Below are 6,228 nucleotides of genomic sequence, written 5' to 3'. Positions count from 1 at the left end.
AAAGGCTCTGGGATGCAGGAGTTTTTCCGGCTTCGTGAAACGGGAACTTGAAACACGAAGCCGGAAAAACTATGCTCCTGCCTTATCATCTGCTATTTGCTATATGCGAAATTAGCCAAACTTAAGTCCCCCGCTTGCAGCGGGGTAGGCTATCCCGCCTTTGGCCGGAAGTTTGCGAATAAAATTAAAAATATACAGATGAAAGCCAACAGCCTTAAAACTCAATATCAGGCATTTTCGCTATTGATACAAATTATTAACCATACCATTAATGCTTTTTTGATATGCGCGCTTCATCGTTTATAAAAGTCATTTTATTTGTGATATTATTTACCAGCTGCGGTATCACAAAAAACTACAATAAGCCTGAAAACTTTAAAAGGTTTCACAAAAAGTTTTATCGCGATAGTGTTTTTCATTACAGCCGCATCAATTTCCCCCTGAAGGTTTATGAACGTGCAAGCATCACCCGGGATTACCCTAAAGGAGACACCAGACCCAGAAATAAGCTATATTCTTATACTCAAAAAACACTGCCCCGCGCTATGCTAAGCGTCAAAAAATATCCGAAAGAATTTGATATGCATTTTGATTCACTCAATGGAAAAATAATTGAAAAAATTTATGCACCACGTTTTGGTTATGAAGAGAAACGATTTTTTATTTTGAAAAATAACCGGTGGTATATGGACAGTATACGGATACTTAATGATTAAAAAAGGACCGCCAAAAGGCGGCCCGGCAAAAGTTAAAAAACTTTTAGTTTCTAAAATCAAATTTTGCAATAAACGATTTACCATTTAAACGATAATCTGCAAAAGAGATATTGGCCAGTTGCGCTTGCACATAAGCGGTCAGGGCAGGGTGTCCATTGATGGCTACAATTTCGAAGCTGCCATCATTGGTAATGCGAACCTCAGCTTTTACCAGACCGGCCTCGTTGCTAACATCAGCCTGCTTTGGATAATCTACTGCACGATCAAGCACTTGTTTAAGCTGTTGCTTCTGAAAAGTAGCCAGTCGGAAATTTTCAGCACCTGAGTTGGTAGTAGCCGTCACCATTGTTGTACTTATTGCCATAATGGCCAATATCATGATAATTCGGGTTGTTTTAGTTTTAAGGTATTGCATAACTGTTAAGTTTTATGGGTTAATTTTACTTTTAATACAACATAAAAGCATTTATGTTAAGACTAGCCAGGGACTTAAAAACAACGAACCAAGCATTAAACACTAATTTGTAACAACTTAAAGAAAAAGTTAAAAAAGATATTAACATCTTTTGTGTACATCTTCGTACACCCGCATCTATTATTTAAAAAACTGTAACACTATGAACAAGATCACGTTTACGTATAGGCCAAACACTTTTCCTTAGTTTGCACACTGCTTTCACTATGGAAATTTTCAGGCATACGGGTAAAATTTTCCACAGTTGCACATAAACAACCAAAACCCGAAAAGGTTCTACAAGTAAAATCAAGCACATGCAAATTTTCAAATCGCAAGATCGGCTCGCAGAAGTAATTGAGATTAACCCGAAGTTATTGCCGGTTATTAACCGTTTCAACATCAGCCTGGGGATAGGAAACCAAACTATTGCCGATATCTGTAAGCAGAAAGAAATTGACAAAGAATTCTTTCTGGCCATCATCAACACCTACCACAACCCGGAATTTTTTCAGGAACTTGACCCAAAAAAATTCTCACCTCTTGAGCTCGTAAGATACCTGCATAAAACACATGAGTATTATTTGAATTACACCATACCAAAACTCGATGAATTACTTGATAACTTAATAGAAAGCTGTGAGGGTAGCTGCGGAAATATTCAAATGATTAAGACTTTTTATAACAAATATAAGAATGAGCTCAAGGTACATATCGACGACGAAGAAAAACGGGTTTTCCCCTACATAGAAACACTGGTTGGGCGTAAGGAAAAACCTGTTGAATTCTCTATTCATAAATTTGAAGAGGAACATACCAATGTGGAGGAAAAAATCAATGATTTGAAAAACCTCATCATCAGACACATTGAGCCCACTTATAAAAACAATACCGCAAATGAATTTCTATTTGAACTGTACCGTTTTGAGAAAGACATCAGAGACCATGCCCGCATCGAAGATAATTTACTCGTGCCCCTGGTTGAGAATATAGAAAAGCAGATAAAACGAACATGAAAAAGGCCATAGTAATACATCCGTCGTCTGTGGTACGTTATGGTTTAACGGAAGTGATCAAAAGTTACTTTAATGCCGAGGTTCTGACCTTTTCAAATATTTTTGATTTTGCAGAAAAAGTACCGGAATTCAGCAGCTTTGTTGTAATGACTCATCCACTCGAGCCTATTGATATGAATCGGTTGCGTAATCTAAAACAAGCACAACAGTTGAGCACCATTTGCCTAACCTGGCCGGGAGCTACCCCTTCCAAAAGCTTAATTTATGACCAAAGCATCTCCCTGTGGGCAACGAAAGGTGAATTTTACGATTTATTAGCACCTCTTTTGGCGCAACAGGAATCCGCACAAGCAGAAAAAACCAAAAACGAGCTTACTGCCCGCGAAACCGATGTGGTGCGCAGCATTGCTCTTGGCCTGACCAATAAGGAAATGGCTGACAAGCTACACATCAGCATCCACACTGTAATCTCTCACCGGAAAAACATCACAGCCAAACTCGGCATCAAATCCATATCGGGCATTACGGTCTACGCTATTTTAAACAAGTTAGTCGACACGGACACCATTGATCCCGAAACACTTATTTAGACCGGATACAGATTACAACAAGCATTGGCCAATGGCGCAGTTTTTGAGATTCGAAGTCGAAATCTTGTCCCTATGTCGCTTATCTCCATTTTTATCCTTGCCGCGGGTTTATCGGTCGACAGTCTGGCTGCCAGTGTCAGCACGGGCGTTTGCATGAAAACAGTTCGTACATATGAGTCTGTTAAAATTGCCCTGTATATGGCCATCTTTCAAGGCACATTACCTATTGTGGGCTGGTTTATAGGACGAGGTTTTAAGCACATTATCTCCAGTTACGACCATTGGATAGCATTTATACTGCTTTTGGTCATTGGTGGCAAAATGATTTTTGAAGGACTCAAAAACGAGCAACAAGATGAATGCTTTTGCCCTTCACGACCTATCATATTGGCAAGCATGGCACTGGCCACCAGCATCGACGCTTTAATAGTGGGTGTAGGAATCGGGCTACTGGGCAACACAATCTGGCTACCGGCCATCATCATAGGCCTTATCACCTTCATCTTTTCCTTTTCCGGCATCTATCTTGGACACCACCTGGGGCACCGGCTCAACATCAAACTTGAACTTATTGGAGGCCTTGTATTGATTGGCCTTGGCATTAAGATTCTCATTGAGCACACACTTATTGCATAGAAATTCTTTATAAAATATCCCAACAAATAGGGATTTCAGGATTGAATAACGGGCGTTATATTTGCCAACGTTAATTCAATCTAAATAAAAAGAAATAAACCTATGCAAAAAATTATTACAACAATCAGTCTGGTGATTTTATCATTTAGTGCAGCTTTATCGCAAACCAGCGATAGCACAAACATATTTACCAACACTGCTGAAAGGCTGTTACAAACCGATGGCAAACTCAAAATCGGCGGTTATGGCGAGGTACATTATAATCAGCCATTAGACAACGAAATACGCCAAAACGGGAAATTAGATGTGCACCGTATTGTAATGCTTTTTGGTTATCAGTTTAACGACCGCACCCAATTTGTAACCGAAATTGAATATGAGCATGTTGAAGAAGTATACATTGAGCAAGCATGGTTACAATACCAGTTAAATGACTATGTAAACTTCCGCACGGGACTCATTCTAACTCCAATGGGACTTATAAATGAGTATCATGAACCCACAACTTTTAACGGTGTAGAGCGTCCGTGGATGGATAAATACATTGTGCCCAGCACCTGGCGCGAAATAGGTGTTGGTATCAACGGAAACATCCTGCAAGCTTCTATGCGGTACCAGGCCTACATCATGAATGGATTCAACGGGTACGATGGAGCAGCTCAACTGGGCGGAAGCAGTGGTTTACGTGGTGGACGTCAAAAAGGAATTAAATCCTACATCAGTTCACCCAACTTTACCGGTAAAGTGGAATATTACGGAATCAGGGGATTAAACATTGGCATTTCAGGCTACTTTGGAAAAACGCAGAGTCAGTTATACGACGGCATAGAAAAAGACAACAACGAAGCCCAGTCCATGGCAGATTCTTCAAGCGTTGGTGTTTCAATGATTGGAGTAGATGCCCGCTACCAGTACCATGGATTGGAAATGCGCGGTCAATACTATTATGCAGCTTTAAACAATACTGATCAGTACAATACCTTTACAGCCGCAAATGATGGCACACCAAACGATCTTGGTAGCACCATGACAGGCTTCTACGCAGAGGCTGGGTACAACGTATTGAGACTCTTCTCCAATACCGATAAAAAACTGGTCCCCTTTGTACGCTATTCGAATTACAACACCCACGCATCGGTTGCAGATCCATTAGTGCAAAATGATGAATATAACCGGTCAGTACTTACCACGGGCTTAACACTTCAATTGGCCAGAGGAGCTGTACTCAAAACAGACATACAATTTTTCAACAACCAGGCTGCAAATGAACCATCGCATGTATTCAATGCAGGATTTGGTGTTATGTTTTAACGGGCAGGGGCTCCGGCCTCTCCCCTCATATTTCTCTAACTAGAAACAGAAACTTTAAATACTATGCAAATTTTAATAAAATATTCAATACTTCTGATAGGAATTGTCAGCATGGGTGTTTCCCAGCCGGAAATAGAACATGAAAATAAAATTTTGCTAAGGACCTTGAAAAGAAGTTTTGATATCGCTAAACCTGAATTTGAGGAGGTCAATCTATCAGAAAAGTTCATCAGTGAATATCAGATCAGTGGCAAAGTATTTAAGGTCAACAATCCCGGTAAAAGCCAATTTGTTATCATATATTCAGGACGTGTGTACAGCTGCCGTAGTGGTGGCTGTTCCGCTCCCCAAAAGACCTCCAATAAAGCAAGTGGTGAATACTTCGACTATTTTGCCATATTCAACATAAAAGGCAAAGTTAAAGAAGTCAGGGTTTTTAATTACCAGGCTACAAAAGGGCATGGCATTGTGTCAAAAGGCTGGTTGCGACAATTCGAAAAGCTCAACCATAAGGAAAAGCCTGTTGTAGGAAAAAATATTGATGGCATATCAGGTGCTACAATCTCTTCTCACGCCATTACAGATGATATGGCACTGAGAATAAAAATGATAGATACAGTTTTGAAAAGCTTATAAAAGCACTTAAATATTTAGAGTTTTCATGAAAAACAATCGAATGGATGAGGGCCACCCGCAATGAAACTCAGGTAAGCAAAACGGTATCAAATATTCAATTTTTGGCTCTAACAGCTCTTAGGCAATATTGGTAAAAACCTCCTGTACATCGTCGTCATCCTCAAGTTTGTCGAGCATTTTTTCGATTTCTTCCAGTTGCTCATCCGTAAATTCAACCGGACTGTTAGGGATGCGTTGCAGATTAGCTTTCTTAATATCGATACCCTTTTCTTCAATCGCTTTGGACAGGTCTCCAAACACGGTATAATCGCCATACACATAAACGCTACCTTCGTGTTCTTCAATTGAGTCCAGTCCGGCATCAATCAATTCCAACTCCAGTGCTTCAATGTCGGTTTCTTCTGTTTTATCAAATTGTATGACAGCTTTACGATCAAAAAGATACTCCAAAGAACCGTTTGGCACCATGCTGCCACCGGCTTTGTTAAAATAAGACTTCACATTGGCTACTGTGCGCATGGTATTGTCTGTCATACATTCCACAAAAACCAACACCCCGTGAGGCCCTTTACCCTCGTAATTGACTTCGGTATAGCTCTCGGCATCTTTACCGTCTGCGCGTTTTATGGCATTTTCGATATTATCTTTGGGCATGTTCTGCGCTTTGGCATTTTGAATTGCGGTGCGCAGTTTGGGGTTCATCTCCGGATCGGTTCCACCGTCTTTGGCTGCCACAGTGATAGCTTTGGCCAGTTTAGGAAACATTTTAGACATTTTATCCCAGCGTTTCTCTTTTGCTGCACGGCGATATTCGAATGCACGTCCCATGGTATATGATTTTTTTGAAAGTTTATAGAATAAGGGCGCTA

At 40.3% G+C, this 6,228-nt stretch carries 8 protein-coding genes; 6 read left to right on the top strand and 2 right to left on the bottom strand.

What is annotated here, in order from left to right; all coding sequences use genetic code 11:
- Positions 1 to 320 precede the first annotated feature (320 nt).
- On the top strand, positions 321 to 716 hold the full coding sequence (locus tag ACTB0Y_RS13845) for a hypothetical protein (RefSeq protein WP_463207423.1): 396 nt from the start codon (positions 321 to 323) through the stop codon (positions 714 to 716).
- A 43-nt stretch (positions 717 to 759) separates the two neighbouring features.
- On the opposite strand, the gene ACTB0Y_RS13840 is transcribed toward ACTB0Y_RS13845, so the two are convergent.
- Positions 760 to 1,131, bottom strand: a complete 372-nt coding sequence (locus ACTB0Y_RS13840; RefSeq protein ID WP_463207422.1) for a hypothetical protein — start codon at positions 1,129 to 1,131, stop codon at positions 760 to 762.
- Positions 1,132 to 1,487: 356 nt separating this feature from the next.
- Here ACTB0Y_RS13840 and ACTB0Y_RS13835 point away from each other — a divergent pair, with 356 nt between their 5' ends.
- The 5 genes from ACTB0Y_RS13835 to ACTB0Y_RS13815 all read left to right on the top strand — a co-directional run bounded on the left by ACTB0Y_RS13835 (position 1,488) and on the right by ACTB0Y_RS13815 (position 5,359).
- Positions 1,488 to 2,186 (top strand): hemerythrin domain-containing protein, encoded by a 699-nt coding sequence (locus tag ACTB0Y_RS13835; RefSeq protein ID WP_463207421.1) that lies wholly within the window; start codon positions 1,488 to 1,490, stop codon positions 2,184 to 2,186.
- Entirely contained in the window at positions 2,183 to 2,776 is a 594-nt protein-coding gene (locus ACTB0Y_RS13830) for a response regulator transcription factor (protein WP_463207420.1), read from the top strand. Before ACTB0Y_RS13835 ends, ACTB0Y_RS13830 begins: the two co-directional genes overlap by 4 nt.
- Before the next feature lie 72 nt (positions 2,777 to 2,848).
- Positions 2,849 to 3,412 carry a manganese efflux pump MntP gene (locus ACTB0Y_RS13825; RefSeq protein ID WP_463207419.1) on the top strand — a complete coding sequence of 188 codons (564 nt, stop codon included), beginning with the start codon at positions 2,849 to 2,851 and terminating at the stop codon, positions 3,410 to 3,412.
- A gap of 102 nt (positions 3,413 to 3,514) precedes the next feature.
- Positions 3,515 to 4,723: a hypothetical protein gene (locus ACTB0Y_RS13820; protein WP_463207418.1), complete on the top strand. Its 1,209-nt coding sequence runs from the start codon at positions 3,515 to 3,517 to the stop codon at positions 4,721 to 4,723.
- A 63-nt stretch (positions 4,724 to 4,786) separates the two neighbouring features.
- Positions 4,787 to 5,359, top strand: coding sequence for an FMN-binding protein (locus ACTB0Y_RS13815; protein WP_463207417.1), 573 nt, complete (start codon positions 4,787 to 4,789; stop codon positions 5,357 to 5,359).
- Positions 5,360 to 5,476: 117 nt separating this feature from the next.
- On the opposite strand, the gene ACTB0Y_RS13810 is transcribed toward ACTB0Y_RS13815, so the two are convergent.
- Entirely contained in the window at positions 5,477 to 6,187 is a 711-nt protein-coding gene (locus ACTB0Y_RS13810; RefSeq protein WP_463207416.1) for a YebC/PmpR family DNA-binding transcriptional regulator, read from the bottom strand.
- Positions 6,188 to 6,228: the final 41 nt, after the last annotated feature.

This window comes from Salinivirga sp., assembly GCF_055145285.1.
Note: the sequence above shows the minus strand (reverse complement) of the source record. Positions and strands in the feature narration are given on the sequence as shown.

What these genes read in the sequence shown, in the direction of transcription:
- ACTB0Y_RS13840 (WP_463207422.1), bottom strand. Translation starts at nt 1,131, where the DNA reads ATGCAATACCTTAAAACTAAAACAACCCGAATTATCATGATATTGGCC.
- ACTB0Y_RS13835 (WP_463207421.1), top strand. Translation starts at nt 1,488, where the DNA reads ATGCAAATTTTCAAATCGCAAGATCGGCTCGCAGAAGTAATTGAGATT.
- ACTB0Y_RS13830 (WP_463207420.1), top strand. Translation starts at nt 2,183, where the DNA reads ATGAAAAAGGCCATAGTAATACATCCGTCGTCTGTGGTACGTTATGGT.
- ACTB0Y_RS13825 (WP_463207419.1), top strand. Translation starts at nt 2,849, where the DNA reads ATGTCGCTTATCTCCATTTTTATCCTTGCCGCGGGTTTATCGGTCGAC.
- ACTB0Y_RS13820 (WP_463207418.1), top strand. Translation starts at nt 3,515, where the DNA reads ATGCAAAAAATTATTACAACAATCAGTCTGGTGATTTTATCATTTAGT.
- ACTB0Y_RS13815 (WP_463207417.1), top strand. Translation starts at nt 4,787, where the DNA reads ATGCAAATTTTAATAAAATATTCAATACTTCTGATAGGAATTGTCAGC.
- ACTB0Y_RS13810 (WP_463207416.1), bottom strand. Translation starts at nt 6,187, where the DNA reads ATGGGACGTGCATTCGAATATCGCCGTGCAGCAAAAGAGAAACGCTGG.